25 protein-coding genes are annotated in these 26,310 nt (G+C 67.9%); 6 read left to right on the top strand and 19 right to left on the bottom strand.

Annotated elements, in window-relative coordinates; translation table 11 throughout:
- Positions 1-9: 9 nt before the first annotated feature.
- On the bottom strand, positions 10-813 hold the full coding sequence (locus AC1DVU_RS09545) for a pentapeptide repeat-containing protein (RefSeq protein WP_476922198.1): 804 nt from the start codon (positions 811-813) through the stop codon (positions 10-12).
- Positions 814-838: 25 nt separating this feature from the next.
- Between AC1DVU_RS09545 and AC1DVU_RS09540 the strand changes: the two genes are divergently transcribed.
- Together AC1DVU_RS09540 and AC1DVU_RS09535 are read left to right on the top strand one after the other, a co-directional pair.
- The gene (locus AC1DVU_RS09540; RefSeq protein ID WP_476922197.1) at positions 839-1,105 is read left to right on the top strand and encodes an acylphosphatase; all 267 of its coding nucleotides are present in this window, start codon (positions 839-841) and stop codon (positions 1,103-1,105) included.
- 107 nt (positions 1,106-1,212) lie between these two features.
- Positions 1,213-1,650: an SRPBCC family protein gene (locus AC1DVU_RS09535; RefSeq protein WP_476922196.1), complete on the top strand. Its 438-nt coding sequence runs from the start codon at positions 1,213-1,215 to the stop codon at positions 1,648-1,650.
- An 85-nt stretch (positions 1,651-1,735) separates the two neighbouring features.
- On the opposite strand, the gene era is transcribed toward AC1DVU_RS09535, so the two are convergent.
- The 9 genes from era to hrcA form a co-directional block, all read right to left on the bottom strand.
- Positions 1,736-2,656, bottom strand: coding sequence for a GTPase Era (gene era, locus AC1DVU_RS09530; RefSeq protein ID WP_476922195.1), 921 nt, complete (start codon positions 2,654-2,656; stop codon positions 1,736-1,738).
- Positions 2,653-2,982, bottom strand: a complete 330-nt coding sequence (locus AC1DVU_RS09525) for a cytidine/deoxycytidylate deaminase family protein (protein WP_476922194.1) — start codon at positions 2,980-2,982, stop codon at positions 2,653-2,655. Before AC1DVU_RS09525 ends, era begins: the two co-directional genes overlap by 4 nt.
- Complete coding sequence (locus tag AC1DVU_RS09520) at positions 2,966-4,273, bottom strand: hemolysin family protein (RefSeq protein ID WP_476922193.1); 1,308 nt, start codon at positions 4,271-4,273, stop codon at positions 2,966-2,968. The genes AC1DVU_RS09525 and AC1DVU_RS09520 overlap by 17 nt, the downstream gene beginning before the upstream one ends.
- A 10-nt stretch (positions 4,274-4,283) precedes the next feature.
- The gene (gene ybeY / locus AC1DVU_RS09515) at positions 4,284-4,760 is read right to left on the bottom strand and encodes an rRNA maturation RNase YbeY (protein ID WP_149688056.1); all 477 of its coding nucleotides are present in this window, start codon (positions 4,758-4,760) and stop codon (positions 4,284-4,286) included.
- Positions 4,738-5,766: a PhoH family protein gene (locus tag AC1DVU_RS09510; protein WP_476922192.1), complete on the bottom strand. Its 1,029-nt coding sequence runs from the start codon at positions 5,764-5,766 to the stop codon at positions 4,738-4,740. The genes ybeY and AC1DVU_RS09510 overlap by 23 nt, the downstream gene beginning before the upstream one ends.
- 93 nt (positions 5,767-5,859) lie before the next feature.
- The gene (locus AC1DVU_RS09505) at positions 5,860-6,942 is read right to left on the bottom strand and encodes an alkene reductase (protein ID WP_476922191.1); all 1,083 of its coding nucleotides are present in this window, start codon (positions 6,940-6,942) and stop codon (positions 5,860-5,862) included.
- A gap of 100 nt (positions 6,943-7,042) precedes the next feature.
- Positions 7,043-7,393, bottom strand: a complete 351-nt coding sequence (locus AC1DVU_RS09500; protein WP_476922190.1) for a histidine triad nucleotide-binding protein — start codon at positions 7,391-7,393, stop codon at positions 7,043-7,045.
- Positions 7,390-8,538 (bottom strand): molecular chaperone DnaJ, encoded by a 1,149-nt coding sequence (gene dnaJ / locus AC1DVU_RS09495; RefSeq protein ID WP_476922189.1) that lies wholly within the window; start codon positions 8,536-8,538, stop codon positions 7,390-7,392. The genes AC1DVU_RS09500 and dnaJ overlap by 4 nt, the downstream gene beginning before the upstream one ends.
- A 29-nt stretch (positions 8,539-8,567) precedes the next feature.
- Positions 8,568-9,584, bottom strand: coding sequence for a heat-inducible transcriptional repressor HrcA (gene hrcA / locus AC1DVU_RS09490; protein WP_476922188.1), 1,017 nt, complete (start codon positions 9,582-9,584; stop codon positions 8,568-8,570).
- Between the two features lie 59 nt (positions 9,585-9,643).
- On the opposite strand from hrcA, the gene AC1DVU_RS09485 reads away from it, so the two are divergent.
- Together AC1DVU_RS09485 and AC1DVU_RS09480 are read left to right on the top strand one after the other, a co-directional pair.
- Positions 9,644-10,087: a hypothetical protein gene (locus AC1DVU_RS09485; protein WP_476922187.1), complete on the top strand. Its 444-nt coding sequence runs from the start codon at positions 9,644-9,646 to the stop codon at positions 10,085-10,087.
- Positions 10,080-10,913 carry a DUF3097 domain-containing protein gene (locus tag AC1DVU_RS09480; protein WP_476922186.1) on the top strand — a complete coding sequence of 278 codons (834 nt, stop codon included), beginning with the start codon at positions 10,080-10,082 and terminating at the stop codon, positions 10,911-10,913. The genes AC1DVU_RS09485 and AC1DVU_RS09480 overlap by 8 nt, the downstream gene beginning before the upstream one ends.
- A gap of 194 nt (positions 10,914-11,107) precedes the next feature.
- Here AC1DVU_RS09480 and hemW read toward each other — a convergent pair whose 3' ends face one another.
- The 5 genes from hemW to AC1DVU_RS09455 form a co-directional block, all read right to left on the bottom strand.
- The gene (gene hemW / locus AC1DVU_RS09475; RefSeq protein ID WP_476922185.1) at positions 11,108-12,322 is read right to left on the bottom strand and encodes a radical SAM family heme chaperone HemW; all 1,215 of its coding nucleotides are present in this window, start codon (positions 12,320-12,322) and stop codon (positions 11,108-11,110) included.
- Between the two features lie 3 nt (positions 12,323-12,325).
- Positions 12,326-14,161, bottom strand: coding sequence for an AMP-dependent synthetase/ligase (locus AC1DVU_RS09470; RefSeq protein WP_476922184.1), 1,836 nt, complete (start codon positions 14,159-14,161; stop codon positions 12,326-12,328).
- A 58-nt stretch (positions 14,162-14,219) separates the two neighbouring features.
- On the bottom strand, positions 14,220-14,855 hold the full coding sequence (locus tag AC1DVU_RS09465; RefSeq protein ID WP_476922183.1) for an MOSC domain-containing protein: 636 nt from the start codon (positions 14,853-14,855) through the stop codon (positions 14,220-14,222).
- 32 nt (positions 14,856-14,887) lie between these two features.
- Positions 14,888-16,738: a translation elongation factor 4 gene (lepA, locus tag AC1DVU_RS09460; RefSeq protein WP_476922182.1), complete on the bottom strand. Its 1,851-nt coding sequence runs from the start codon at positions 16,736-16,738 to the stop codon at positions 14,888-14,890.
- Between the two features lie 61 nt (positions 16,739-16,799).
- The gene (locus AC1DVU_RS09455) at positions 16,800-17,594 is read right to left on the bottom strand and encodes a serine/threonine-protein kinase (protein ID WP_476922181.1); all 795 of its coding nucleotides are present in this window, start codon (positions 17,592-17,594) and stop codon (positions 16,800-16,802) included.
- A 138-nt stretch (positions 17,595-17,732) separates the two neighbouring features.
- Between AC1DVU_RS09455 and AC1DVU_RS09450 the strand changes: the two genes are divergently transcribed.
- The gene (locus AC1DVU_RS09450; RefSeq protein ID WP_476922180.1) at positions 17,733-19,853 is read left to right on the top strand and encodes a cation:proton antiporter domain-containing protein; all 2,121 of its coding nucleotides are present in this window, start codon (positions 17,733-17,735) and stop codon (positions 19,851-19,853) included.
- A gap of 11 nt (positions 19,854-19,864) precedes the next feature.
- On the opposite strand, the gene AC1DVU_RS09445 is transcribed toward AC1DVU_RS09450, so the two are convergent.
- A complete protein-coding gene (locus AC1DVU_RS09445; protein WP_476922179.1) occupies positions 19,865-21,238 on the bottom strand; it encodes a serine/threonine-protein kinase in 1,374 nt (457 codons plus the stop codon).
- Positions 21,239-21,393: 155 nt separating this feature from the next.
- Between AC1DVU_RS09445 and AC1DVU_RS09440 the strand changes: the two genes are divergently transcribed.
- The gene (locus AC1DVU_RS09440) at positions 21,394-23,001 is read left to right on the top strand and encodes a serine/threonine-protein kinase (RefSeq protein WP_476922178.1); all 1,608 of its coding nucleotides are present in this window, start codon (positions 21,394-21,396) and stop codon (positions 22,999-23,001) included.
- A 6-nt stretch (positions 23,002-23,007) separates the two neighbouring features.
- On the opposite strand, the gene AC1DVU_RS09435 is transcribed toward AC1DVU_RS09440, so the two are convergent.
- The 3 genes from AC1DVU_RS09435 to AC1DVU_RS09425 are packed head-to-tail and all read right to left on the bottom strand — an operon-like array spanning position 23,008 to position 26,280.
- Positions 23,008-24,228, bottom strand: coding sequence for an FHA domain-containing protein (locus AC1DVU_RS09435; RefSeq protein WP_476922177.1), 1,221 nt, complete (start codon positions 24,226-24,228; stop codon positions 23,008-23,010).
- A 36-nt stretch (positions 24,229-24,264) separates the two neighbouring features.
- Positions 24,265-24,699, bottom strand: a complete 435-nt coding sequence (locus tag AC1DVU_RS09430) for a hypothetical protein (RefSeq protein ID WP_476922176.1) — start codon at positions 24,697-24,699, stop codon at positions 24,265-24,267.
- Positions 24,700-24,702: 3 nt separating this feature from the next.
- Positions 24,703-26,280, bottom strand: coding sequence for a hypothetical protein (locus tag AC1DVU_RS09425; RefSeq protein WP_476922175.1), 1,578 nt, complete (start codon positions 26,278-26,280; stop codon positions 24,703-24,705).
- Between the last annotated feature and the right edge of the window lie 30 nt (positions 26,281-26,310).

Raw genomic sequence — 26,310 nt, 5'->3', positions numbered from 1 at the left:
GCGACCTCCCTACCCCGCCCACTGTGCGGGTCGGACGAGCGCTGCGGGGATCTTCGTACGCGCGTCGCCTCGAGCGGCGTTGACCTGCATCTGGGTGAGGAACAGGCTGCCGGTCAGGTCGGCCTCGCGGAGGTCGGCATCCCTCAGATCCGCGCCGATCAGGTCTGCCTCGCGGAGATCCGCACCGCGCAGGTCGGCGGCGATCAGCAGGGCTCCGCGCAGGTTGGCACGCCTCAGGTCGGCGGCACGGAGCTGAGCTCCGATGAGATCAGCTCCGCGTCGCTCGGGTCCGCGGTGCGGAGCTCGTACGAGCTCGCTCGTGCGCTGCAGCAAGGGTCCGATGTCCGCGCGATGGCTCGGGAGGTCGAGAGCCGCGAGCGCGTCGGCGTCCGTACGCGTGAGGGCCTCGGTCGCGGCGTAGGCCTTCTCGAGCTCGGGTCGCAGCGGCTCGGCGGCCGGCAGGGTGAGTGCCTCGGCGAGATACCAGAGCATCTCGTGCAGCTGCTTCATCACCGGGAGCGCCGCAAACATCGACGCCGAAGTGTCCGGGGCGTCGCGCCAGCTCACGCCGCCGAACGTCACCTGGGCGACCTGCTGGCCGGCACCGAAGCAGTCGTACACCGCTGAGCCGCGGAACCCCTCCTCGCGGAGGTTGGCGTGAATGCCGCAACCGAAGTCCTGCCGCAGGTTGCGACATGGCTCGCCGGCTCGCTTGTTGATCGGGAAGTCCGCCGACTTCTCGAACGCCAGCGCCACGCAGCACAGACCGAAGCAGCTGCTGCAGTCAGCGACGAGATCGAGGCGGCGGTCCACGCCGGGAGCCTAATACGCTGGGGCGATGATCCGCCGACGCGTCGTGGTGCGCGGGACCGTGCAGGGCGTGTTCTTCCGCGCGTCATGCCAGCGGGAGGCCTACGCGCGAGGCGTGGCTGGATGGGTCTCGAATCGGCCGGACGACGCGGTCGAGGCGGTGTTCGAGGGTGCAGATTCCGCTGTCGAAGCGCTCGTCAGGTGGTGTCGTCAAGGTCCACCGCATGCCACGGTCTCCGGAGTCGATGTCACGGACGAGGAACCCGAGGGATTGGCCGGATTCGACGTTCTGTGAGCTGGTCCCCACCCGCGCCGCCTGAAGAAGCCCGCAGAGACGCCGACTCTGCGGAAAGATCTGCTGCACGGCGGATTGACCGTCGCACCAAAGCGAAGGACCGCAGAATGCCGAAGACGCAGTTCACCGTTCACACGAGCCTGTCGCCGAGCAAGGTCATGGACCTGTTCACCGACTTCGGACCCGACCGCCCCGCCCACTGGCCGAATATCGACGATGCGCACTACACGGTGCACGAGCTCGGCCCGACCACCGCCGACGTCACCGAGGGCACCGCGATGGGCTGGGAACGCAGCAAGTACACGTGGGACAAAGACGCCGGGACGGTCACGCTCGAGACCGTGGAGTCCAACCTGTGGGGGCCGGGCAGCGGCTGGCGTTACGAGCTCACGCCGGCAGCCGGGGGAACGGACGTCCACGTCACGCTGACCCGCGTAGCCAATTCCCTCAAGGGCCGACTCGTCGGCGCGTTGATCCCGATCGTCGGAGCGAGCGCACTCGGGAAGCAGTTCAAGTCGGTGCTTCGAAAAGCCGAGTCCCGCTGATCTCGGCCCGCCCGTCAGCGTGACGAGTTGCAGCCGACACGCCGACGGGACCCTGCAACTCGTCACTCCCAGCGGAGATTGAGGCTCAGAAGCCGAGCTTGCGGAGCTGCTTGGGGTCGCGCTGCCACTCCTTGGCGACCTTGACGTGCAGGTCGAGGTAGACCGGCGTGCCGAGGAGCTTCTCGATCTGCGAGCGGGAGTTCGTGCCGATCTCGCGGAGGCGAGCTCCCTGCTTGCCGATGATGATGCCCTTCTGGCTGTCGCGCTCGACGTAGACGTTGACGCGTACGTCGATCAGTGGCTTGTCCTCGGGGCGGTCCGGACGGGGAACCATCTCGTCGACGACCACCGCGATCGAGTGCGGGAGCTCGTCGCGTACGCCTTCGAGCGCCGCCTCGCGGATGATCTCCGCGATCAGCGTCTCCTCTGGCTCATCGGTCAGCTGACCCTCGGGGTAGAGCGCGGGTCCCTGCGGCAGGGTGCCGATCAGCAGGTCGGCGAGCAGGTCGACCTGGTCGTTCGCCACCGCCGACACCGGGATGATCTCCTGCCACTGCAAGCCCGCGTCGATGCCGGCCTGCTGGATCTGGAGCAGGTGGTCGCGCAGCTTGTCGGGCTTGACCAGATCGGTCTTGGTCGCGATCGCGAAGACCGGCTTGCGGCGGATCTGGGCCAGCTCGCGGATCAGGAACTTGTCGCCCTCGCCGACGGTCTCGTTGGCCGGCAGGCACATGCCGATCGTGTCGACCTCGGACCAGGTCGAGCGGACCACCGCGTTGAGGCGCTCACCCAGCAGCGTGTGCGGCTTGTGCAGACCGGGCGTGTCGATCAGGATCAGCTGCGCGTCATCGCGGTTGACCAGCCCGCGGATCGCGTGGCGTGTGGTCTGCGGCTTGGACGACGTGATCGCGATCTTGCCGCCGACCAGGGCATTGGTCAGCGTCGACTTGCCGGCGTTGGGTCGGCCGACGAAGCAGGCGAAGCCGGACTTGAAGCGCTCGCTCATGACTCCTGCACCGACCCGACCGTGCCGCTGGCGTCGGCCACGAAGACGCTGACGCCAGAGCCCCCCAGGTCGCGTACGGACGTAGCGTCGACCGTGACCGACTCGGTCACCACCGCTGCGCCTTCGAGCCCCTTGGCGCCTGAGGACACCGCCATCGCGACGGCGAGGTCGAGTGCACCGACCTGCAGCGAGTCGAGCGCCACGGTCGACCCGGCGTACGTACGCCCGTCGAGGTCGCGCACGGCCGCGCCTTCCGCTGCACCCGTGCGGGCCCGCGAGGCGCGCGCGAGCGTCACCAGCTTGGCGTCCTCAGGACTGAGTTCCATGGTCCGAACCTCTCGATGCTGTGGTGTCAGTGGGTTGATCGATACGGCTCACGAGAACCCGGCCGATACGGTTGCGTCGGCCCGACGGCCCTTCGGCCTCGAATCGCAGGCCTTCGACCTCGACGACACTGCCGCGGATCGGGACCTTGCCGAGGTGCTTGGCCATGAGCCCGCCGACCGAGTCGACGTCCTCGTCCTCGATCGGGATGTCGAAGAGGTCCTCGAGGTCGTCGACCTCGAACCGTGAGCTGAGCCGCCACGTGCCGTTCTGGAGCTGCTCGCTCTCCTCGGGCTCGGTGTCGTACTCATCGGTGATCTCGCCGACGATCTCCTCGACGATGTCCTCGATCGTGACCATGCCGGACGTGCCGCCGAACTCGTCGACGACAATCGCCACGTGCGTGCGCTCGGCCTGCATCTCCTTGAGGAGGTCGTCGGCGTGCTTGGTGTCAGGCACGAACAGGCACGGGCGTGCAATCGACTCGACCCGCTCGGTCGTCTCGGCGACGTGGTTGTCGAAGACCCGCTTGGTGATGTCCTTGAGGTAGGCCATGCCGATGACATCGTCGAGGTTCTCCCCCACGACCGGCATGCGCGAATAGCCGCTACGCAGGGCCAGCGACATCGCCTGGCGCAGGGTCTTGTGGCGCTCGATGAACACCAGGTCGGTGCGCGGCACCATGACCTCGCGGGCGATCGTGTCACCGAGCTCGAACACCGACTGCAGCATCTTGCCCTCGTCGGACTCGATGACCGAGCTCGCGGCGGCGAGGTCGACGAGCTCGCGCACCTCGACCTCCGACGCGAACGGACCCTCGCGGAAGCCCTTGCCCGGCGTCACGGCGTTGCCCAGCAGGATCAGCAGCTGCGGGATCGGCCCGAGCAGGCGGGTGAGGCCGATGACCGGGAGCGCCGAGGCGAGGGCGATCGACTCGGCGTGCTGACGCCCGAGTGTACGAGGGCCGACTCCGATCAGGACGAAGCTGACGACGACCATGACGCCGACGGCGATCAGCAGGCGCTGCCACAACCCGTCGACCTGGTCGGCGACGAACAGGGCGACCAGCACGACGCTCGACGTCTCGGCGATGACCCGGACCAACAGGACCGAGTTGAGGAACGGGGCGGGGTCCTCGAGGATCTGGGCCAGGCGACCTGCTCCCCCGCGGCCTTCGTCCTCGAGCTCCTCGGCGCGCGCCTTGGAGAACGCCGAGATCGCGGCATCGACGCTGGCGAGGGTGCCCGCGACCAGCGCCAGGGCCACCGACACGAAGATCGGCGCCCAGCTCATCGTGGGCTCGTCACGGTTGTTCGGGGTCCTTGCCCTCGGCGGCCTGCTGCCACTCGAGGAGGAGTCGACCCTGGATGCCGAACATCTCCTTGTGCTCCTCGGGCTCGGCATGGTCGTAGCCCAGCAGGTGCAGGATGCCGTGCACCGTCAACAGGTCGACCTCGTCCTGGGTCGTGTGGCCCGCCGCGGGAGCTTGCTGCTCGGCGACCTGAGGGCACAGCGCGATGTCGCCGAGATAGCCCTCGGGGCTCTCGGCGTCGTCACGTCCCGGCGTGAGCTCATCCATGGGGAACGACAGGACGTCAGTCGGCCCCTTCTTGCCCATCCATTGCTCGTTGAGCGTCGCGATCGTGTCGGGATCGACGAGACGCACGGTCAGCTCGGTCGCGGGGTGGAGACGCATGCGCCGCATCGTGAAGCGGCACAGCCGGGTCAGGCCGACGACGTCGACGTCGGCGCCGGACTCATTGAGTACGTCGACGTTCATGCGGCTCTGCACCCGCCTCGGCCACGCGGCTGCGCTGGGGCCTGTCGGCCTCGAACGAGTCGTATGCCGCGACGATGCGGCCGACGAGCTTGTGCCGGACCACGTCGTTGGCGGTCAGCTGCGAGAAGTGGATGTCACGCACGTCGTCGAGGATGTTCTGCACGACGCGCAGGCCGCTCTTGGTGCTCGAGGGCAGGTCGACCTGCGTGACGTCACCGGTGACGACGATCTTGGAGCCGAAGCCCAGCCGTGTCAGGAACATCTTCATCTGCTCCTGCGTCGTGTTCTGCGCCTCGTCGAGGATGATGAACGCGTCGTTGAGCGTGCGGCCGCGCATGTAGGCCAGCGGCGCGACCTCGATGACGCCCGACGTCAGCAGCTTGGGGATCGACTCGGGATCGATCATGTCGTGCAACGCGTCGTAGAGCGGGCGCAGGTAGGGGTCGATCTTCTCGCCGAGCGTGCCGGGCAGGAAGCCCAGGTGCTCGCCGGCCTCGACCGCGGGGCGGGTCAGGATGATGCGGGTGACTTCCTTGGCCTGCAGCGCCTGGACGGCCTTGGCCATCGCGAGGTAGGTCTTGCCCGTGCCTGCCGGCCCGATGCCGAACACGATCGTGTGGTTGTCGATCGCATCGACGTAGCGCTTCTGGTTGACCGTCTTGGGCCGGATCGTCCGTCCGCGATTGGAGAGGATGTTGAGGCTGAGCACCTCGGCCGGCTTCTCCTCGGTCTCGGTGCGCAGCATCGTGATGCTGCGCTCGACCGTCTCGCGGGTGAGGTTCTGACCCGTGCGGACGATCGTGACGAGCTCGTCGAGCAGTCGCTCGACCAACGCCGCCTCAGCCGGCGATCCGGTCACCGTGATGGTGTTGCCGCGCGCATGAATGTGCGCCTCGAAGGAGTCTTCGATGAGGCGCAGGAATTCGTCGGCGGGCCCGAGCAGGGCAACTGCCGGGACGCTCGACGGGATCGTGAACGTGTGGGCAGGCGTCGTGTCATCAGTCATGTGAGACCAAGTGTATTTGATGGGTTCACGCATGTGCATCTCACGCACGTCGCTCGGACCGCGCGGGGCCGCGCAATCCGAGCGATGTCACGCTCAAGCGCTCTGCTGTTCCAGAGTCGGGTAGTCGGTGTAACCCTCGGCGCCGCCACCGTAGAACGTCGCACCATCGGGCTCGTTGAGCTCCGCACCGGTCTTCCAGCGAGTCACGAGATCAGGGTTGGCGATGAACTGTCGACCGACCGCGACCAGGTCGGCGAGGTCCCCGCCGACGATCTCCTGGACTTCCTCGAGATCGGTGACGCTCATAAAGCCGGTGTTCGCTATGACGGGGCCGCCGAAGCGACGGCGAAGATCCTGGAACAGCTCAGTGCGCGGGTCGGCCAGGACACTGAGGTAGGCCAGATTCAGCGGGGCGATCGCGTCGATCAACGCGCCGTACGTAGCAGCGACATCGTCAGGATCGGTCTCGACGGCGCCCTGCACGTTGTGGGCGGGCGAGATGCGGATGCCGACACGGTCGGCGCCGATGGCATCCACGACGGCCTTCGTGACCTCGATCGAGAAGCGCGCACGATTCTCGGGCGATCCGCCGTACTCGTCGGTGCGCTCGTTGGCCGACGGTGCCAGGAACTGGTGCAGCAGGTAGCCATTGGCGGAGTGCAGCTCGACGCCGTCGAGGCCGGCTTCGATCGCTGACTTCGCCGCGTGCACGAACTCCTCGACGACCCCGCTGATCTCCTCGGTCTCGAGCGCCCTGGGGACGACCGAGTCCTTCGGGCCTTCGGTCGTGACGGTTTTCTGGTCGAGCTGGATCGCGCTCGGGGCGACCGACTCGAGACCGTTCTTGTTGTCGGGGTGCGCGATGCGTCCGACGTGCATCAGCTGGACGACGACTCGACCGCCTTCGGCGTGCACCGCATCGGCGACTGCACGCCAGCCCGCAATCTGGTCGGCGGTGTGGATGCCGGGAGTGTTGAGGTAGCCCTGGCCCACGGCACTGGGCTGAGTGCCCTCGGTGACGATGAGACCGGCGCCGGCTCGTTGCGCGTAGTAGGTCACGGCGATGTCTTGGGGAACCTGTCCCTCGCCGGCGCGGTTGCGGGTCAGCGGCGCCATCACGAAGCGCTGGGGAAGCTCCCAGTTGCCTACCTTGATCGGCTCGAATACCTCGGGCACGTGAACTCCTTGTTGAGTTGAAGAGCGGCCAGTCGGCCAACTACTTCAATATTCAACAAGATGCCCCGTGGGGTATTCCCTCGGGGTGCGACAACGCCGCTCAACCCGGCGGCCAGCCCATCTCTCGACCGGCCAGCACGTGGGCGTGGCAGTGGAACACGGTCTGGTGCGCGTCTGCGCCGGTGTTGAAGACCAAGCGGTATGAACCGTTGCCCTCCGACTCGGCGATCTGCCTGGCCTCGGCGAGGAGCGTGATCGTCGCCTCGGGGTCGGCCGCGGCGAGGCTGCCGACGTCGGGCTCGTGCCGCTTGGGGATCACGAGCACGTGCGTCGGCGCCTGCGGGTCGAGGTCGCGGAACGCCACGGTGTGCTCCGTGGTCGACACGATCTCGGCGGGGATGTCGCCCGAGACGATCTTGCAGAACAGGCAGTCAGGATCGCTCATACTCATTTGAACGCGTCCTTGATCTTGCCGAAGACGCCCTTGTGCGTGTTGGCGATCAGCGCCTCGGGGCGCTCCTCGTCGCGGAGCTTGGCCAGCTGCACGAGCAGGTCGCGCTGCTGCTCGTCGAGGCGGGAGGGGGTCTCGACGATGACCTGCACCTTGAGGTCACCACGGCCCGAGCCACGCAGGCGCGGCACGCCGTGGCCCTTGATCGTCAGCGTGTCGCCCGACTGGGTGCCGGGCGCGACGTCGAGCTCGACGGTGGTCGAGCCCTCGGGCGGCTCCGGCAGGTCGGCCTCGAGCGTCGGCAGGTCGAGGTGCGTGCCGAGCGCGGCCGCCGTCATCGGCACCGAGATCTGGCAGAACAGCTGATCACCCTTGCGCTGGAACACCGGGTGCCTGGAGACGTTGATCTCGAGGTAGAGGTCGCCGGCTGGTCCGCCGCCCGGTCCGACCTCGCCCTCGCCGGCGAGCTGGATGCGGGTGCCTTGGTCGACGCCGGCGGGGATCGTCACCGAGATCGAGCGGCGCGAGCGTACGCGCCCCTCACCGGCGCACTCCRGGCACGGGTCCGGGATGATCGTGCCGAAGCCGTGGCACGTCGGGCACGGCCGGGAAGTACGGATGTCGCCGAGCAGCGAGCGCTGGACGTGCTGCACGTCGCCGTGACCGTGGCACGTGCGGCAGGTGACCGGCTGTGAGCCGTTGGCCGCACCGCTGCCCTTGCACGTCGTGCAGGTGACCGCGGTGTCGACCTTGATCTCGTGGGTCACGCCGAACGCCGCCTCGGCGAGGTCGACGTTGAGCCTCAGGAGTGCGTCCTGACCGCGCTGCGTGCGCGGCCGCGGCCCGCGGCTGGCGTTCTGGCCGAAGAACGCGTCCATGATGTCGTCGAAGTTGAAGCCCTGGCCACCGAACCCGCCGCTGCCGTGAGCGCTCAGGGGGTCGCCGCCGCGGTCGTACGTCGAGCGCTTCTGCGGGTCGGACAGCACTTCGTAGGCGACCGTGACCTCCTTGAAGCGATCGGAGGCGTCCGCCGCGCTGTTGACGTCGGGGTGCAGCTGGCGCGCGAGCTTGCGGTACACCTTCTTGATCTCGTCGGCGGTCGCTTCGCGGCCGACGCCGAGAGTTGCGTAGTAGTCCTGGGCCATCAGTGGTGGGTGTCCTTGATCACGTGGGGTCAGTTGTCGGCCAGCATGCGGCCGACGTAGCGGGCGACGGCGCCGACGGCGGCCATCGTTGCGGGATAGTCCATGCGGGTCGGCCCGACGGTGCCGAGTGTGGCGAGGGCCTGGTCGTCAAAACCGTACGCCGACGAGACGACAGCCGTGCTCGAGAGGCTCTCGTTGCCGGTCTCGGTGCCGATGCGGACGGTCAGCCCTCCTGTTGCCTCGCCGAGCAGCTTGAGCAGCACGACCTGCTCCTCGATCGCCTCGAGGACGGGCTTGATCGCGGTGTCGAAGTCACTGCCGAACCGGGCGAGGTTGGCCGTGCCGCCGACCGCGATGCGCTCGTCGGAACGCTCGTTGGTGAACGTCTGCGACAGCGTGGTGACGATCGCGGTGACGATCGGGCGGTCGTTGGGCGCGAACGTCTCGATCATGTCGGCCAGCCGGAGCGAGGCCTCGGGCAGCCGTTGGCCGACCGTGGCGTGCGTGATCCGCGACCGGATCTCGCCGATCAGCTGATCCGTCGGCGTCTCGACGAGCTCGATGATGCGCTGCTCGACCCGGCCACTGCTCGTGATCACCACGAGCAGCACGCGCGCACCCTCGAGGGCCACGACCTCGATGTGCCGGACCGTCGAACGGGTCAGCGAGGGGTACTGGACGATCGCGACCTGGTTGGTGAGCTGGGCCAGCACACGTACGGACCGCTGGACCACGTCGTCGACGTCGACCGCGCCCGTGAGGAACGTCTCGATGGCCCGGCGCTCGGCCGGCGACAACGCCTTGACCGTCGCGAGCCGGTCGACGAACATCCGGTAGCCCTTGTCGGTCGGGATGCGTCCGGCGCTCGTATGAGGCTGCATGATGTAGCCCTCGTCCTCGAGCGCCGCCATGTCGTTGCGGATCGTCGCGGGCGAGACTCCCAGCTGGTGCCGGTCGAGCAACGAGCGGGAGCCGACCGGCTCCTGGGTGGCGACGTAGTCCTCCACGATGGCTCGCAGCACGTCGAGGCGGCGATCGTCAGACATACAATCCCCTCTCCGCGAGCCTGCTGGCACTCTCCCTGGTCAAGTGCCAGTCTAGCGATGTGCCCGGAATCAAGACGAATGCCGACGGCGCGATCGTGGTCGAGGGCGCTGAGCGATCCCTCACCTTCACTCCGCGCCTCGTCACGCTCGACGACGGCACGACGGTCGCCCACGAGTCGCAGGGCGGCGAGATGGCGTCGGTCTGGGCAACAGATCTCGGCGGCGACTGGTTCGCCGAGGTGGCGCACCTCGGCGACGGACCCGTGGGCGGTGAGCTCGTCATGACCGTGACGCACATCGGCCTGGACGCGACGACTCGCTACGTCGCGATCGGCGACCTCTGGGCCGACGACCTCCCGTCGCAGGTGCCACCGAGCTGGCCGGTCGCGGTCGACCTGGCACTGGGGCTGATGGACGGCGAGGTCACGGTCCTCGGCCCGGACATCACCAAGGACGACGTCGAGACGCTGCATCAACGACTTCTGGGGGCACTGCATGGTTGACCGTTATGGCACTGACGTCCTGTCGAGTGACTGGCGCAAGCCACCTCGGGGGCGCACGGTCGACGTCGTGGTCGAGCACGGCATGGTCGTCGAGGACGCCACGACCGGGTTCTGCGGCGAGGTCATGATCATCGAGAAGGACCTCGGCATGATGATCCTCGAGGACCGCCGCCTCGTCCGCCGGTCGTTCCCGTTCGGCCCCGGCTTCCTGCTCGACGGCAAGCCGGTCAACCTCCGGCCGCCTTCAGCCGCGACCAAGGCCAGCTCAGGGCGTACGGCATCAGGCTCGCGCGCCGTCGTCGGCGCCAAGGCCCGCGTCGCGCTGCCCAGCCGCATCTATGTCGAGGGGCGCCACGACGCCGAGCTCGTCGAGAAGGTGTGGGGCGACGACCTGCGCATCGAGGGCGTGGCGGTCGAGTACCTCGGCGGCATCGACGACCTCTCCTCGATCGTCGACGAGTTCTCCCCCGGACCCGACCGGCGCCTCGGCGTGCTGGTCGATCACCTCGTCGCGGGATCCAAGGAGACGCGCATCGCGCAACAGGTCTCGGGCCGGCCCCATGTGCTGGTCGTCGGCCACCCGTACGTCGACGTGTGGCAGTCGGTCAAGGCTGATCGCCTCGGCATGGCGGCGTGGCCGGTCATCCCGCGAGGCACGGACTGGAAGCACGGCATCTGCGAGGCGATGGGCTGGCCGCATCGCGACCAGGCCGACATAGCCCGCGCGTGGAAACACATCCTGAGCCGGGTCGACTCCTACGCCGACCTCGAGCCGGAGTTCCTCGGGCGGGTCGAAGAACTCATCGACTTCGTCACCGCACCCTGAGGTTGGAACCGCATGGGCCGGCGCGGTCGTAACGTCGTCCGGCGTGACGACAGCTCCGACAGTGCAACCGGCCCATGCGCGTGGCGTATATCTCCCTCGCCGCTTCTCCCAACACTCCCTTGGGTCCACTCCCATAGACCCACTCCCTGATGGCAGCGTAAACAGTAACTTCGCGTTACTTCTGCAGAACGCGATTATTCGGCGAGCTCGCGTATGACCGCGTCGGCCAGGAGCCGTCCGGAACGGGTCAGTACGAGCCGACCGTCGTCCTCGGTTGCCAGACCGCGCGACACGACTCCCGAGACCGCGGCACGGCCCGCAGGGACCAGCGAGTCGAGTCCCAGGCCCGTGCGCAACCGGGTCTCGAGCATGATGCGCTCCACCCGTGCCGTCGCGGCGTCGATCGTCTCGCCGTCGTGCCGGGGAGACTCACCCGCCATGAGCCGTCCGGCGTACGCCGCCGGGTGCTTGACGTTCCACCAGCGCTCACCGTTGACGTGGGAATGCGCTCCGGGTCCAACTCCCCACCAGTTGTCGCTGTGCCAGTAGAGGACGTTGTGCCGGCACTGGGCGGCGTCGTCACGCGCCCAGTTGGACAGCTCGTACCAGCCGAGGCCCGCAACGGAGAACAGCTCGTCGGCGAGGACGTACTTGTCAGCGGTCTCGTCGTCGTCGGGCATCACGACCTCGCCGCGCCTGACCTTGCGAGCGAACGCCGTGCCGTCCTCGACGATCAAGGCGTACGCGCTGATGTGGTCAGGTTCCAGCGCGATCGCCTGGTCGATGCTGGCTCGCCAATCCTCCATCGACTCGCCGGGGGTGCCGTAGATCAGGTCGACGCTGAGCTGCTCGAATCCGGCCTCCCGGGCCCACCGGACCGCTTGCGGCACGCCGGCAGGGTCATGCGTACGTTCGAGGGTCGCCAGCACGTGAGGCACGGCGGACTGCACGCCGTACGAGATGCGGGTGAAGCCGCCCTCGCGCAGCGTCGCGAGGGATCGCGGGGTGACGCTGTCGGGATTGGCCTCGGTCGTGACCTCGACGTCGTCCACCAGCCCGAAGGTGCGACGGATGGCCTCGAGGATGCGGACGAGGTCGGCCGACGGCAGCTGCGTCGGCGTGCCGCCGCCGAAGAACACGGTCTCCACCGGCGGCGCGTCCACGAGCTCCCGCCCGGCTCGCTCGATCTCGAGGATCGCGGTGTCGGCGTATGACGCCCGCGTCGCACCCTCACCCAGCTCGTCGGCTGTGTACGTGTTGAAGTCGCAGTAGCCGCAGCGCACCGAGCAGAACGGCACGTGCACGTAGATTCCGAATGGTCGCTGCGCTCCGGCCACGAATGGTCGCTGCGCCCCGCGCACGAGAGCCCGGTCGTCCAGCTGGACGACCGGGCTCTCGGGAAGGTTCACTGCCTAAGCGTAGAAGGCGTCGAGGATTTCCTTGTTGTTGGCTTCGACGACGTTGCGCTTGACCTTCATGCTGGGCGTGATCTCGCCGTTCTCGACGCTGAGGTCGTGGTCGAGGATCGCGAACTTCTTGATCGTCTCCCAGCGGTTGAGCTTGGCGTTGAGCTCGTCGATCTGGCCCTGGATGACATCGTGGATCTCGGGTGACGCGACGACCTCGGCGTAGGACTTGTCCTTCATGCCGTGGTGCGCTGCCCACTCGGCGACACCGTCGGGATCCAGCGTGATGAGCGCCGAGCAGAAGTTGCGCTCGTTGCCGTGCACCACGATCTGGCTCGTCAGCGAGCTGATGCCCTTGAACATGCCCTCGATGTGCGGCGGGGCGACGTACTTGCCGCCGGAGGTCTTGAACAGCTCCTTCTTGCGACCCGTGATGAACAGGAAGCCGTCCTCGTCGATGCGCCCCTCGTCGCCGGTGTGGAGCCATCCCTCGCCGGTCAGCGACGACGCGCTCTCGGCATCGAGGTTGTGGTAGCCCTGCATGATGTGCGGGCCCTTGATGAGGATCTCGCCGTCCTCGGCGATCTTGGCCTCGCTGCCGGGGAACGGGGTGCCGACCGAGCCGAGCTTGAATGCACCGGGCTGGTTGACGAAGGCGCCGGCGGAGGTCTCGGTCAGTCCGTAGCCTTCGAGGATCAGGACGCCCGCGGCGTGGAACCACTCGGCGATCTCCGGCGAGAGTGCCGCCGCGCCGGAGATGAAGAACTTCACCCGGCCGCCGAAGCGCTCGCGCACCTTGGAGAAGACCAGCTTGTCGGCGACGGCGAACTTGGCCTTGAGGACCGGCGACACCGGCTTGCCGGCCCGCACGGCTCGTGAGTGCTCGATGCCGACGCCCTCGGCCCAGCGGAAGATCTTGAGCTTGGCGCCACCCTCGGCCTCGGCCATGCCGACGATGCGGCCGTACGCCTTCTCGAAGATCCGCGGCGCAGCGCCCATGAACGTCGGCTTGATGATGGCCAGGTTGTCGACGATCTTGGGGACGCGCCCGTCGATGGCCGTCGGGAAGCCGACCGCGATCTGCGTCGACAGCAGGACCTTGCCGAACGAGTGCGCCATGGGCAGCCAGAGGAACTGCAGGTCGTCCTCGGTGAGGAACTTCCCGGAGAGGATGACCGCGCCCTCGTACGTCCAGCCGTCGTGGCTCAGGCGCACCCCCTTGGGGCGGCCGGTCGTGCCCGACGTGTAGATCAAGGTCGCTAGGGAGTCGGGCTTGGTCGCTTCGACGCGGTCGGCCACGATCGTGGGGTTCGTCTCGAGGTAGGCCTCTCCGAGCTTCTCGAGGTCGTCGAACCCGATGACCCAGTCGCCGTCGGTCGTGCCCTCGAACACCACGACCTTGACGATCGACGGCAGCTCGGAGTGCTTCTCGCGGAGCTTGGCGACCTGTTCGTCGTCCTCGGCGAACACGATGCGGCTGTCGGAGTCGGCGAGGATGTAGGCGACGTCGTCGGACATCGTCGACGGGTAGACCGTGGTCGTCGCAGCCCCGGCAGCGACGATAGCGAGGTCGGCGAGGATCCATTCGAGGCGCGTGCCAGACGCGATCGCGACCCGCTCCTCAGGCTGAATGCCGAGCGACACGAGGCCGGCCGCGAGGCGAGTGACCTTGTCGCCGGTCTCGGTCCAGGTCAGCGAGTGCCAGTTCTCGTCCTCGTCGGGGTAGCGATAGGCCTCGCGCGGGCCGGACTGCTTGACGCGGGAGAAGAACGCGGCGCCCATGCTCGGGGCTCGGTCATTGACGATCTCGAGTTGTTCTGGCGTGGACACGGTGACGGTCATGAGGGTCCTCTGACGTACGGGCGGTATGTGGTGGCGATCACCCTAACTTACCTCTGAGTCACCTCGCTGGGTTGTTGCTGCGCGCACCCAAACGACGCGCCACGAACGCGTCCAGACGAGGCTCCTCGGCCAGCTGTGGGATGAGGTGGCGCTCGGTCGTCAAGGCACGGAACAGCAGGTCAACCGTCACATCGTGGGCCCTGCGCTCCACCACCTCGATCGCGCCACCCGCCCGGATCGTGCCGGCCTTGATCACCCGGAAGTACGCGCCCGGCCGGCCCTCGAGGACGAACCGCTTGACCCAGTGCTGCTCGTCCATGAACCCCTGGAACACCGAGCACGGAATGCGTACGCCGGACAGCTCGAGAAGGGTTCCGCCGATGCGCCACCGGTCCCCCGCCCGGGCGGCGTTGAGGTCGATGCCCTGCGTCGTGAGGTTCTCACCGAACTGCCCGGCCCGGAGCTCTCGTCCCAGGAGTCCCTCCCACACGTCGAGGTCCTCACGGGCGTACGCGTAGACGGCCTGGACCGCGCCACCGTGGTGCTGGATGTCGGCGACCTCGTCGTCACCCACGCCCAATGGGTGCACCTGAACTGGGCCGTCGACCGGACGCTTGTCGATCGCCGTCCGCTTGAGCTGACCCCACGGCACGTCAACGGTGCGGCCGACATTGACGGACTCGACGAACGACATGGGACCAGAGGGTATCGGCCCGCGGGCCGAGGCTACTTGTCGGCGTCGCCGGTGGAGAGGGCAGCGATGAAGGCTTCCTGTGGGACCTCGACGCGACCCACCATCTTCATGCGCTTCTTGCCCTCCTTCTGCTTCTCGAGCAGCTTGCGCTTGCGGGAGATGTCGCCGCCGTAGCACTTGGCGAGCACGTCCTTGCGGATCGCGCGGATGTTCTCGCGGGCGATGACCCGGGCGCCGATCGCGGCCTGGATCGGCACCTCGAACTGCTGCCTCGGGATGAGCTCCTTGAGCTTCGAGGCGAGCGAGACGCCGTAGGCGTACGCGTTGTCGCGGTGCACGATCGCGCTGAACGCGTCGACGACCTCGCCCTGCAGCAGCACATCGACCTTGACCAGGTCGGAGGCCTGCTCGCCGGTCGGCTCGTAGTCGAGCGAGGCGTAGCCCTTGGTGCGGCTCTTGAGCGCGTCGAAGAAGTCGAACATGATCTCGCCCATCGGGAGCGTGTACTTGATCTCGACGCGGTCCTCGGAGAGGTAATCCATGCCGATGAGCTGGCCGCGGCGTGCCTGGCACAGCTCCATGATCGTGCCGATGTAGTCGGTCGGGCTCAGCACCGTGGCGCGCACGACCGGCTCGTAGACCTTGTCGATCTTGCCGTCGGGGTACTCGGACGGGTTGGTGACGAGGTGCTCGCTGCCGTCCTCCATGTCGACGCGGTAGACGACGTTGGGCGCGGTCGAGATGAGCTCGAGGTTGAACTCGCGCTCGAGACGCTCGCGGACGATCTCGAGGTGCAGCAGTCCGAGGAAGCCGATGCGGAAGCCGAAGCCGAGCGCGCCTGACGACTCGGGCTCGTAGACGAGGGCCGCGTCGTTGAGCTGCAGCTTCTCGAGCGCGTCGCGCAGGGTCGGATAGTCGTCGCCGTCCATCGGGTAGAGCCCGGCGAACACCATGGGGTTGGGGTTCTTGTAGCCGCCGAGCGGCTCGGTCGCGCCGTGGATGTTGGACGTCACGGTGTCGCCGACACGGGACTGGCGGACCTCCTTGACGCCGGTGATGAGGTAGCCGACCTCGCCGACGCCGATCTCCTTGGCCTTGACCGGCTCGGGCGAGATCACGCCGACCTCTAGCATCTCGTGCACAGCTCCGGTCGACATCATCTTGATGCGATCGCGGTGCGAGAGCTTGCCGTCGACCACGCGGACGTACGTCACGACGCCTCGGTACGTGTCGTAGACCGAGTCGAAGATCAGCGCACGCGGCGGTGCGTCGGGATCGCCCTTGGGCGGGGGCACCTCGTCGACGATCAGGTTGAGCAGCTCTTCGACGCCCTGGCCGGTCTTGGCCGAGACCCGCAGCACGTCGTCGGGGTCGCCGCCGATGATGCCGGCGATCTCCGCGGCGTACTTCTCGGGCTGCGCACCGGGCAGGTCGATCTTGTTGAGCACGGGGATGATGTCGAGGTCCGCGTCGATCGCGAGGTAGAGGTTGGCGAGCGTCTGCGCCTCGATGCCCTGCGCGGCGTCGACCAGCAGGATCGCGCCCTCGCACGCTTCGAGGCTGCGGCTGACCTCATAGGTGAAGTCGACGTGGCCGGGCGTGTCGATCATGTTGAGGATGTAGACCGTGCCGGCGTCGTCACCGCTGGTCTTGGTGAACGGCATGCGCACGGCCTGGCTCTTGATCGTGATGCCGCGCTCGCGCTCGATGTCCATGCGGTCGAGGTATTGCGCCTTCATGTCGCGGCCATCGACGACACCGGTGTGCTGCAGCATGCGGTCGGCCAACGTCGACTTGCCGTGGTCGATGTGCGCGATGATGCAGAAGTTACGCAGGACCTGTGGGTCGGTGGCCCCGGGCTGGGGAACGGGGCTGTTGCTCATGATGACCCCATTGTCCCATCACCCCGGGCATGCTCGTGCCACCCGGCCTCCCCCGCCAGGCTCAGACGGATGCCTCGAGCTCCTGCGCGAGCGCCAGGGCGCTGGCCGGACGGTCGTCGGGGTTCGGGGACAGGCACCTGCCGATGACGTCGGTGTCGAAGGGTGAGAGCGACGCGAGGATGGTCGGCGTGCCGGTCAGCACCTTCCGTACGCACAACAGCGGGTCGTCGACCGGCATGTCCCCGTATATCCCCTGCCCTGTCAGCGCCCGGTGCAGCGTGGCTCCCAACGACCACAGGTCGGTGGCGACCGATGCCTCGTGCCCCGACAGCAGCGACGGGTCCATGAACTCGACCGCACCGATCGCGCCGAGTCCGGTCATCGAGCTCGCCGGGTCCAGAGCCTGGACCAGTCCGAGGTCCGCCAGCCGCGCACCCTCCTGGTGCAGGAGGATGTTGGCCGGTTTGATCCCCCGCTGCACAAGGCCGGCCTCGTGCAGGGCTTGCGCCCCACGAGCGCCCTGGGCGACTGCGGTCACGATTGCGGTCCGGTCGAGGCGCGGGGCCGACTCCGCCAAGGACCCGAGCGGGCAGTACTCCATCGCGTAGAAGAAGGAGCCGTCCTGCTGACCCGCGTCCAGCAGGGTCACCAGGTACGGCGACGACACTGCCGCAAATGCGCGAAGCTCCCGGGTCGCTCGTCGGAGCCCATCGGCGTTGTCGGCGCCGGGCAGGACCTTCACGCAGACCTGCGGCGAGGCCAGCCCCAGTCGTGCAGGCGCCTCGGCCAGGAAGAACGTGCCGTGGCCACCCTCCGAGAGTGACCGCACGAAGCGGTAGTCCGCGATCCCTTCCATGGCCTTCCTCCGTTGATCGTCGTCAGGATTGCACGCCGCGGACGCGTCAGGAGGCCAATCAGCCGTTTTGCGAACATCCCGACGGGCCGCTGATACGTTCGGCCGCTAGAGGCAGCACCCGAGATCTCGGAGCCAGCGATGCACCCAGAGACACCGTCGGAGATCGCCGCTGTCGTCCTGCTCGACATCGCCGTGATCGTCGTGATCGCACGCATCATGGGTCTGCTGTTCCGCCGGATCGGACAACCCGCAGTCGTCGCCGAGATCGTCGCGGCACTCGTGCTCGGCCCGTCGCTGCTCGGCACCCTCCCGGGCAATCCCACCGAGGCGTTGTTCCCCGAGCAGGTGCGCCCCCACCTGTCCGTCATCGCCGCGCTCGGGCTGGCGATCTTCATGTTCATCGTCGGACTCGAGCTCGATCTGGGACTCATCCGTGGCAAGGGTCGCATCGCCGCCACCATCTCGGTGTCGTCGATCGTGCTCCCGTTCGGCATGGGTGCCCTGCTGGCGCTGTGGCTGCACGGTTCCCACGATGGAGGAGGCGTCGAGCTTCTCCCCTTCGTGCTGTTCATCGGCGCAGCCATGTCCGTCACCGCGTTCCCGGTGCTCGCACGAATACTCGCCGAGCGCGGCATCCAGCGAACGCAGGTCGGAGCCCTCGCGCTGGCCTGCGCGGCGGTCGACGACGTCCTCGCCTGGACGATGCTCGCGGGTGTCCTCGCGATCGTCCGCTCGACGGGTCCGTCCGACCTGGTGGTCATGCTCGTGGAGTCGCTGGCCTTCGTGTCGGTCATGTTCCTGGTGGTCAAGCCCCAGCTGCGCAGGCTCGTGACCTACCGCGACGCTGCCGGTCGGCTCACGCCGAACATCTTCTCGGTCGTGCTGGTCGGCATCCTGGTGTGCAGCTTCATCACGGACGAGATCGGCATCCATGCGATCTTCGGCGCGTTCCTGTTCGGCGCGATCATGCCGCGAGAAGGTGCAGCCCAGCTGACGAACGAGATCCTCGAGCGGGTCGAGCAGCTCACGGTCCTGATCCTCCTGCCGGTGTTCTTCATCGTCACGGGGCTGCAGGTCGACATCAACGACCTCGGCAGCTCAGGCCTGGTCGAGCTCGCCGCGGTCCTCGCCGTCGCCTGCGTCGGCAAGTTCCTTGGTGCAGCGCTGGCCGCCCGCGCCTCCCGCGTCCCGACCCGACGCGCAGCGGCCGTCGGCATTCTCATGAACGCCCGCGGCCTCACCGAGCTGGTCATCCTGTCGGTCGGCAAGTCGGTCGGGGTTCTCGACGACCGGCTGTTCACCATCATGGTCCTGATGGCGATCATCACGACCGTCATGACCGAGCCCCTGCTACGGCTGGTCTATCCCGACGCGGTCGTCGCCAGGGAGATCGCACAGGCCGAGCGTGAGGCGCTCGGCGACGCAGCGGGTTACCGCGTCGTGGCGGCTGTCGACGGCACGGGTACCGCCGATCCCGAGGACCTGGTCGATGTCGCCGCGGCGCTCATCGGGGACGAGCCGATGAGCCAGCTCGTGATCACGCACGTCCAGACAGCGCTCCCCGCCGTGGAGGTCGGCTCAGGGCTGACCAGCGAGCTGGTCGCCGTGGCGGAGTCGTTCGAATCGATGCAGGCCCTGTCCGCCCGAGCAGGGCGCTCTGGAGTGCCGGTGGTCGTACGGTCGCAGTTCTCCCAGGATGTCGTGGCTGATCTCGCCGCGCAGACCAACGCGATCAGCGCCGACGTGGTCGTGCTGGACGACAGCGATCACCTACGCATCGAGTCCTTCCTGGCCGCATCCGACCTCACCGTCGTCGTCCTCGTCGGCCAGGCACCCATCGACCAGGAGCCCGCGGATCTGGGTCCGGCTGGGCTGCTGGAGTCGGCAACCCACCTCGTCGTGGTTCCCGGTCAGAGCAACGACGGCATCGCGGCGGTCGAGCAGTCGTGCCGCATGCTCTCGCGGGCGGCACTGTCGCTCGGTGTGCTCGTCCCGGAAGATCGTCGCGGGAGTCGCCGCGCAGGGCAGCTTCCGGCCCGGCTCGAGGCCGCTGGAATTCCGGCGGCCCGGCTCACCTCTCTCGACACACTTCCGACGAACAGCACCGTGCCGGTGGTCGGCTGGTCGGACTGGCAGCGCGACGAGTCACTGCGCGCAGCGCTGCGGGCGCATCCCACGGTGCTTGCCGTCCGTTCCGCCGCGGGCGACCCGGGCGAGCGGCTCGCGGCCTGGTTGGCCAAGCGCAACTCTTCGGCCTGACCCCTGACCGGTCAGCCGTCCTCACAGCTGTATCGGATGGCCCTGCTGCCTTCGACGGCGCTCGGGGCCGTGACCTGCAGTCGAGCCGAGCCTGCGAGCGGACGCGAGCCAGTCACCCCGAACTCCAGCCGCACTGTGACCTCTCGTTGGCCGGCCGACAGGTCGACGGTACGTACGCCGGTGAGCTCACCATCCGGGCGCTCCCACCGGAGGACGAGCCGGCCTGGCCGGCCATTCGTGCTGATCGTGCCATCGAACCGGAAGTCCGTTCCGGGGCAGGCGCCACGACCGTCGGCCGGCACGCTCACGACGTCGACTCCTGTGATGCGCAGCGGAGATTCCGGCTCACCGACACGCTGCACCAGGACCAGCACCGTCGCGGCCAGAGCCAGGACGATGGCGGCCGCGATCACGGCGAGCCAGCGGCCTCGGGATCTCCCCGGGGGCCGGCTCGCGACGGAGGCTTGCGGGCCACCGGGAGGCGCAGCCCCCTGCATCGTGGGATCTGACCGGCCGACGGTAGGCACGGCCGGCATCGATCGGGTCACCGCGGGCCAGTGCTCGGGCTTGACCCGGGACAGCTCTTCGACCAGCTCCAATGGCAACAGGCGGAGGGCCGGGTCGCGATCCATCGCCCGCAGCAGCGCCTCCGCTGCTGATGCGGGAAACCCCGGCAGGATCGTGGCCGGATCCGGCGGAGTCTTCCGCCAGTGCGCCGTGATGAGTGAGAGCGCATCCTTCCCGGTGAACGGCTTGGTGCCGGTGAGGGTCTCGTAAGCCATCACGGCAAAGCTGTAGCCGTCCGACCGCTCGTCCGGCTCCGAGAGCTGCTGGCCGAGCTCGGGCGGGAAGTAGGCGGGCGTCCCCATCGCCAGGCCGTTGCTCGTGCGGAAGACCGACGGATCGGCCGTGGCGCGCGCCAATCCGAAGTCGCCGAGCTTGGCGTGCCCGTCGGGCTGCACGAACACATTCGCTGGCTTGACGTCCCGGTGCACGACGCCGTGCGCCGCAGCCACCGACAGTGCCGATGCCACGTCCCGGAGCACGACGATCGCCTCGCTTGCGGGCAGCGGGCCGGCATCGAGCAGGTCCGAAAGCGGGCGGCCGGGCACATACTCCATGACGAGGTCGACCCCGTCGTTCGAGCGGATGAGGTCGTAGACGCGCACGATTCGCTGGCCTTCGGTCGCGGCCAACACTCGCGCCTCACGTTCGAAGCGCCTCACGTTGTCCTCGTCGGCCAGGACATACGCGTGGATGCGCTTGATCGCGACGAGACGCTTGAGTGCCGATTGGCGGGCAAGGACGACCTCGCCGAAGCCGCCCGCGCCGAGGACCCGCACGAACTCGTATCCGGACGGAACCGGTCGATCGCCAGCCGCCATGGCCGCGAGTATAGGTAGGGCGGCGGCGCGCGGCCGAGGTTTTGGCGCAGGTCGCTCCCCTGTTTTCGCGTTTGTCCTTCACCAGTGCGAATCGGAGTTACGGTTTTCAGGTAGCTGCCCGTCCTCGGGGGGATCGATCACGCCGAGGATCCACCATGCCGACATCATTTGGCCCATACGAAGTCGTCGCCCGTGTTGCCGACGGAACGACCGGGACGGTCTACCGGGCCCGGCACACCGACCTCGGCCGTGAAGCGGCCATCAAGGAGCTCAGCGCCGCGCTGCGCGACGTTCCCGGGCTGGTCGCCCGCATGCGCGGCGAGGCCGAGATGCTCGCGTCATTGGACGATGAGCACATCGTGAAGGTGTACGACTTCGTCGAGGAGCCTGACCGGGTCTGGATCGCCGAGCAGTGGGTCGACGGGTCAACCCTCGAGCAGATCCTTTCCCACCACGGTTCCCTGACTCCTGAGCAGTCCGTGGGGGTCATCCGCGGGGCACTCATGGGGCTCGCGCACGCGCACGACAAGAACCTGGTCCACCGCGACATCGCGCCGACCAACATCATCGCCGACCTCAACGGCACCTCGATGCTGGTCGATTTCGGACTCGCTGCCCCGGTCGGAGGCACCGGCGCGCAGGGCACCCCGGCATACATGTCACCCGAGGCAGCGCGTGGCGAACCGGTCATCAAGGCATCGGACGTCTATTCGGCTGCAGCTGTGCTGTACGCCCTGCTCTCCGGCCGGCCGCCCTATCCCGGCGCCGATCCGGCGACCGTCATCAGGCAGCACGCGGAAGCCGCACCTCCCACGCTCAGCAACCACGGGCCCGAGCTGCTGTCACTCGTGACGCGGTCGATGGACAAGGTCCCGGCCAACCGGCCGGCTGACGCCGCTGCCTTCCTGGCCGAGCTCGAAGCAGCCGCCGAGTCGCGCTTCGGCGCGGGCTGGCTCGCTCGCGCATCGATAGCCTCGATCGCCGCCGCCACGACAGCCGCTGTGGCCACCGGCGCGGGCGGCGCCGGGGTGGTGGGCGCGGCTGCCGGCGAGACCGTCATCGTCGACGCCGGCACCCTCTCCACGGGAGGTGGTGCCTCACCAGGAGCCGCCGCCGCATCCGCCGCACCCCGCAAGATCCTGGGGCTCAGCGTCAAGCAGGCTGTCGCCGCCGGCATCGCCGCCGTCGTGGTGGTCGGCGGCGGGATCGTGGGTGCCAACGCCTACTCCGACCACCAGGCCGACGTGAAGGCCGACAAGGCCGCTGCCAAGAAGGTAGCCGCACAGAAGGCCGAGGCAGCCAAGGTCAAGGCGTTCGCCGACGGCGCTCCGAGCGGCGTGTGGGACCTCAACACCACGATCACCTCAACCGAGTTCGACGGCGAGTCGGTCGGGCAGAAGGAGAGCTTCGTCTGGACCTTCGACTCGACGTGCGAGGGATATGCCTGCTCCGGAACGGTCAAGTCGAGCTCCGGGTCGACGTACCAGTACGCCTGGGACGGCAAGACGCTCACGGTGAAACCCCCGCCCCAGGAGTCCCAGACCGCGACCTGCGTCGACACCGTCACAGGCAAGGAAACCCCCGGCAGCAGCGTGCTCGTCACGTATCGAGTGGCATACGCGCCGTTCGTCGCAAACGCGGGGACGCCACCGAGCCCGATGACGTCGACCGTCACGGTGACCGCTTCGTACTCGAAGTACGTCAACTGCAATCACAGCGATCCCCGCAAGAACGTCACGAAGTTCGTCCTGACGAAACAGTGACAAGCGTCAGTGCTTCTGGTGGGACTCGAACGTGAGCGTGCGACCACCCATCGAGATGCGCCAACCGGGCAGCAGTGCGGTCGGCACCCCCGGTTCGAGGCGTGACCATTCGGCGTCCGCACTGGGGGCGACGAACGTCCCGTTGGCCGAGGCGGCGTCGACGACCTGGACGTCCCACCCCCGCAGCACGATCCGGGCATGGACCCGGGACATCGATCCGCCCGTGTCCTCCATCGACAGCGCTCTGGAGGAGCCTGCCACGACGTCGTCCGCAGATTCGGGATCGCGCCCGATCACCACATCGGCGCTCAAGGCGTGGACCGCGCCATCATCTGTGACCAGGACCCCGAGCGGAGGGCGTACGCCCTTCACCAGGTGGTGGGTCTGGTGAACCATCGAGATCCCACACCGTGCGCAGAATCGGGACTCGGGGTTGTTGAAGTGGCCGCGCGCGCAGACGATGCCCTCGACCTCGACCTCGACGGAGGCCTCAGCGTGCTCGCCGTCGGCCTGCCCCGGCCCGGCGTCTTGTGGTTGCTCCTCCTCCGCCTCGTCGCCGAACAACGGGATGGACACGAACGCACGTGCCGATTCCTCCACCTCCGGGGTGGCCGCCGATTCATCGGCGTCCGGCTCGTGCGCGGAGGACTCGGCGGGCTCGGATCGTCGCCCGTCGTCCGATGGGACCTCGACCGACGAGAGATCGACCCGCGTCGACTCGTCGGGCAGGGTCACCGCTGACGGGTCCGCGGGCACGAGCAGCACGCCCGCACCTCGGATGACACCAGCTGTCAGGCTGCTTCGCGGATCAGGAGTCGCGTCCGTGACGTACGTCAGCAGCAGCTCCCGGAACTGCCCGCGAATGATCTGTTCCAGATAGGTCGTGGCGTCCGTTCCGGACAGCTCGACATCGCCGTCCTCGCGAGTGATGCGCAGGCGCACGTCGCCGGCAAGCAGTGCCACCAGGTCGTCGTCGAGAGGCGTGACGAGGCCGAATGCGGGGACGTCCTCGGGTGTCGCGAGGGCGACAGACGCCGCCACCCGACGCACGAGGACGCGACCGTGCACTCGCTGGTCCGTGGCCGCCTCGGCGAGCGTCGCCAGCAACTGGTCGACGAACTGCTCGTGCATCGCGCTGACCGGGTTCGCGACGAGCACGGCAGGACCTTGCCGGGCCACGACGCCGATCCCCGGCACGACGGACACATTGAACAGGGACCCGACCATGTCAATCTCCTCTGGGCTTGATGGACGCCGGTGGGCTCATGCCAACCGCCCGCCGTTGAACCGCCAGTGCACCGAGAAGACCCGCATCGGCCCGTTCACGAAGAGCCACGTCACGAGCCATGTCGTGCCGAAGCCGACAACGAACGCTGCCACCGAGACGTGCTCGGCATCCGACAGGACTCCGGTCCTGGCGACCCAGAACGCGACCAGTCCCTCGGGAATCCCGAGAAGCAGGCCGAAGAGTGTCGGCCAGTCCTTCTCCCAGCGGAACTGCTGCAGCCCGTGATAGACCAGTTCCCACCCGACGCCCAGCACCACGACGATCAGCAGAATGGCGTACATCGTCCGGTACTTGTCGCTTGTGGAACCGCCGCCGGGCAGGAGCGGCCCGATCACGAGGGCCCAGAGCCCGCCGATCACGACGATGAGGAAGATTCGGGTCTGGATTCGACCACTCAGGGTGGGGACCATGACTCAGATCGCCTTTCCTCGGGCCCAGCGGAACCACTCGCGCATCGATCGCCACGGACCGATGCGACGACCGAAGCCCTGTCGTGCGAGATCGTCAGCTATTTCGAGGGCGGCGATCTGCAGGCCGAGAAACGTGTCCACGCCGGGGAAATAGCCGCCCAGGGTCGCCGTCCCGGACGCGTACACCTTGCCCGTCCCGCTTGTCGTCCCGCGCACCTCGAAGGTGCGCTCGACGTCGAGCCGACCGAGCGGGTTGCGACCGGCTCCACTGTGCTCGAGGAGATCTGCGAGGAGCCGGTGCTCGGTGATGTCCGCCTCGAGACCCGTGCAGTCGATCACGTAGCTCGCCCTGAGCTCGAGTACGCCGTGCGACGTGTCGATCCGGGTGACCGTCCCGCCGTCCTGCGCGGGCTCGACTGACTCCACCCGACCCGTCACGGCCCGGTACCACCCCTCCGCACGGCCGCGGGACAGCTGCTCCTGCCAGAGCCGCCGCACGGGCGTGTTCGTCCCACCGATGGCCTTGTAGAGGGCCGCGCGGTCACCGTTCTCGAGGCGTCGCATCCGGGCCTTGAGCTGGCCACCCCAGACGGACTTGGGGTAGTTGAAGCCCTGGTACGCCCACCCGTCCCCGCCACGGCGCCGCATCAGGATGTTGGGGCCGTGCGAACCGCTGACGTAGGTGCGGAACACGTGCACGATCTCGGTCTGCGCGCCGTGCTGGTCGCGGTCATCGATCAGTCGCTGAAGGATGCGCGATGCCACGATCCCACTGCCCCGGATGACCACGGTCGCCGGTCGGCGTCTGAGCTCCTCGTACACACCCTCGTGGGGTTCATAGGCGTTGACCACGCTCGCGAAGTCCTGGTGCCGGTCGCGGTACTCCTGCAGGTCGTCGAGGAACTTGAGTCCCGGATAGCCGACTGCGATGTGGACCCAGCGGCTCTTGTAGACGACTCGGCGGGTGGGCGTGGTTCCTTCGGGCGGCGTCAGGACCGTGAAGTAGCCTCCGCCCTCGCGCCGCCTCACCATGCGTACGAGGCCCTGGTCGAGACAGTCGAAGTAGCCGACGCGCGCGGTCTCGCGCTCCATGGACTCGAACGCCTGACCAGCGCGAGGCGTGTAGTAGTCACTCAGGATGGGCTCGGTCAGGACATTCCACAGCGGTGCGACCTTGGCCCTGAGCCCTTTCGCCCGCAACGCTTCACGCACCGCATAGCTCGGGAATCCCCAGATGTTGTCGGGCGTGGAGGCGGAGTCCGACCTCAGCCGCTCTGATCGCGGAATCTGCGAGTTGCGCGTCAGGTACTCGTACGTCGACCACGGTGTCTCGTTGACACCGAGCACTCGGATGTCGCTCTTGTCCACACCGGCTATCCGCAGGTAGTCGAACGTCACGAACGACCCGATCCCCGCACCCACGGTGACGAACGGCACCTCGATGACCGGGAGACCGGCCGCCGCGACCTCGCGGTCGGACCAGATGTCCGTGGCGATCAATGCCTCGGTCAGGTCACCGTCGCCGGTCACCTCGACGGGCCGATCTGCGGCGGACACCCGGATCGTCTCGTCAGCCGGCATGCACGGTCCTCTCCGGTGGTGAGGGTGGGG

It is taken from the genome of Aeromicrobium sp. P2_G6 (assembly GCF_056403535.1).
Note: the sequence above shows the minus strand (reverse complement) of the source record. Positions and strands in the feature narration are given on the sequence as shown.

Bases quoted from the DNA above. Each gene is read 5' to 3' on its own strand.
- AC1DVU_RS09540 (WP_476922197.1), top strand. From the start codon at position 839: ATGATCCGCCGACGCGTCGTGGTGCGCGGGACCGTGCAGGGCGTGTTC.
- AC1DVU_RS09535 (WP_476922196.1), top strand. From the start codon at position 1,213: ATGCCGAAGACGCAGTTCACCGTTCACACGAGCCTGTCGCCGAGCAAG.
- era (WP_476922195.1), bottom strand. From the start codon at position 2,656: ATGAGCGAGCGCTTCAAGTCCGGCTTCGCCTGCTTCGTCGGCCGACCC.
- AC1DVU_RS09525 (WP_476922194.1), bottom strand. From the start codon at position 2,982: ATGGAACTCAGTCCTGAGGACGCCAAGCTGGTGACGCTCGCGCGCGCC.
- AC1DVU_RS09520 (WP_476922193.1), bottom strand. From the start codon at position 4,273: ATGAGCTGGGCGCCGATCTTCGTGTCGGTGGCCCTGGCGCTGGTCGCG.
- ybeY (WP_149688056.1), bottom strand. From the start codon at position 4,760: ATGAACGTCGACGTACTCAATGAGTCCGGCGCCGACGTCGACGTCGTC.
- AC1DVU_RS09510 (WP_476922192.1), bottom strand. From the start codon at position 5,766: ATGACTGATGACACGACGCCTGCCCACACGTTCACGATCCCGTCGAGC.
- AC1DVU_RS09500 (WP_476922190.1), bottom strand. From the start codon at position 7,393: ATGAGTATGAGCGATCCTGACTGCCTGTTCTGCAAGATCGTCTCGGGC.
- hrcA (WP_476922188.1), bottom strand. From the start codon at position 9,584: ATGTCTGACGATCGCCGCCTCGACGTGCTGCGAGCCATCGTGGAGGAC.
- AC1DVU_RS09480 (WP_476922186.1), top strand. From the start codon at position 10,080: ATGGTTGACCGTTATGGCACTGACGTCCTGTCGAGTGACTGGCGCAAG.
- AC1DVU_RS09470 (WP_476922184.1), bottom strand. From the start codon at position 14,161: ATGACCGTCACCGTGTCCACGCCAGAACAACTCGAGATCGTCAATGAC.
- AC1DVU_RS09465 (WP_476922183.1), bottom strand. From the start codon at position 14,855: ATGTCGTTCGTCGAGTCCGTCAATGTCGGCCGCACCGTTGACGTGCCG.
- lepA (WP_476922182.1), bottom strand. From the start codon at position 16,738: ATGAGCAACAGCCCCGTTCCCCAGCCCGGGGCCACCGACCCACAGGTC.
- AC1DVU_RS09455 (WP_476922181.1), bottom strand. From the start codon at position 17,594: ATGGAAGGGATCGCGGACTACCGCTTCGTGCGGTCACTCTCGGAGGGT.
- AC1DVU_RS09450 (WP_476922180.1), top strand. From the start codon at position 17,733: ATGCACCCAGAGACACCGTCGGAGATCGCCGCTGTCGTCCTGCTCGAC.
- AC1DVU_RS09445 (WP_476922179.1), bottom strand. From the start codon at position 21,238: ATGGCGGCTGGCGATCGACCGGTTCCGTCCGGATACGAGTTCGTGCGG.
- AC1DVU_RS09440 (WP_476922178.1), top strand. From the start codon at position 21,394: ATGCCGACATCATTTGGCCCATACGAAGTCGTCGCCCGTGTTGCCGAC.
- AC1DVU_RS09435 (WP_476922177.1), bottom strand. From the start codon at position 24,228: ATGGTCGGGTCCCTGTTCAATGTGTCCGTCGTGCCGGGGATCGGCGTC.
- AC1DVU_RS09430 (WP_476922176.1), bottom strand. From the start codon at position 24,699: ATGGTCCCCACCCTGAGTGGTCGAATCCAGACCCGAATCTTCCTCATC.
- AC1DVU_RS09425 (WP_476922175.1), bottom strand. From the start codon at position 26,280: ATGCCGGCTGACGAGACGATCCGGGTGTCCGCCGCAGATCGGCCCGTC.